Source organism: Kluyvera sp. Awk 3 (assembly GCF_028069715.1).
GTDB classification, from domain to species: Bacteria; Pseudomonadota; Gammaproteobacteria; order Enterobacterales; family Enterobacteriaceae; genus Kluyvera; species Kluyvera georgiana_A.
The window spans coordinates 1-1250 of sequence record NZ_JANEWH010000278.1; the positions used below are offsets into that span (position 1 = coordinate 1).

Annotated in this window: 2 protein-coding genes; both read left to right on the plus strand. The window is 43.6% G+C overall.

Going from position 1 to position 1250, the window contains the following annotated elements; translation table 11 throughout:
* The first annotated feature begins 18 nt into the window (after positions 1–18).
* Entirely contained in the window at positions 19–594 is a 576-nt protein-coding gene (locus tag NNN71_RS24605) for a chaperone-usher fimbrial major subunit (protein WP_271459582.1), read from the plus strand.
* A gap of 115 nt (positions 595–709) precedes the next feature.
* A partial coding sequence (locus NNN71_RS24610; RefSeq protein ID WP_442910532.1) for a fimbria/pilus periplasmic chaperone occupies positions 710–1250 on the plus strand: 541 nt, incomplete at its 3' end.

Genomic DNA, 1250 nt, shown 5'->3' on the forward strand with positions numbered 1-1250 from the left:
ATTATTAATGGGGTTGTAATGAAACTTAATTTAATTGCAGGCGCTTTGGTTCTGTCTTCTACCGTATTCGCTGGTAATGTTCTCGCATCTGATGGCACCGTGCATTTCCGTGGTGAAGTCATTGATAGCACCTGTGAAGTCACTGCTGATACTGCCGATCAGAACGTTGATCTGGGTAAAGTTAACCGCACCGCATTTAGTGGGGTTGGCAGCACTGCAGCGCCAACAGAATTCCATATCGATCTGGAAAAATGCCCGGCAACATATACAAAAGCGGCCGTTCGTTTTGATGGCACCGAAGCTTCTGATGGCAATGGCGACCTGGCTGTAGGTACTCCGGCTACCGCTTCTGCGCCTGGCGATTTCACTGGCACTGGTACCGCGACAACCGCTACCGGCGTAGCAATCCGTATCTATAACCGTGCTGATAACTCTCAGGTTCAGCTGTACAAAGATTCTGCGTATAGCAATATTGATGCGACTGCGGGTACAGCTTCAATGAAGTTTATTGCGCGTTATATCGCAACCAGCGCTACAGTCACCGCAGGTACCGCTAACGCGGATTCTCAGTTCACAATTGAATACGTGAAATAATACAAACATCAATTCTGTTGATTTGTTTTATTAATTAAATGACGCCTGTCATTAAGGCACTCTTTTGTCTGGAGTCGCGGGCGTCTTTTTGCTCTTTTCTGGGATGATTAAATATATGATGACACGGCTAATTAAATTTGTTTTTTCTATAGTTGTGCTTTTTTATACCATGCAATCTTTTGCCGGGATTGTGGTAGGGGGAACCCGCGTTATTTTCCCAGGTAACGCGCCTGATACCACTATCTCTATTTATAATAAAGAAACGACATTACCTTATCTTATCCAGGTGTGGGTTGATCCGTTTAATAAAGACGATAAAAGCAAACCACCTTTTACGGCAATCCCACCGGTCTCTCGTCTGGAACCTGGACAGGAAAAAGTGCTGCGTATTGTGAAAATCGCCGGTGAATTACCAACAGACCGGGAGTCTGTTTTCTGGTTGAATGTTAAAAATATTCCGCCATCAAGTGATAAAAAAGATACCAGTACGCTGGAAATTGCCATTAAAACAAGAATCAAATTATTCTGGCGTCCAGCCGGCATCAACTTAATTCCAGAAAAAGCTATTGCAAAAGTCAAATGGCATAAGCAAGGTAGCCAGTTGGTAGTGGAGAATAAAAGCCCTATCCATATTAATATTATGGACGTTGTTATTG

What these genes read in the sequence shown, in the direction of transcription:
- NNN71_RS24605 (WP_271459582.1), top strand. Translation starts at nt 19, where the DNA reads ATGAAACTTAATTTAATTGCAGGCGCTTTGGTTCTGTCTTCTACCGTA.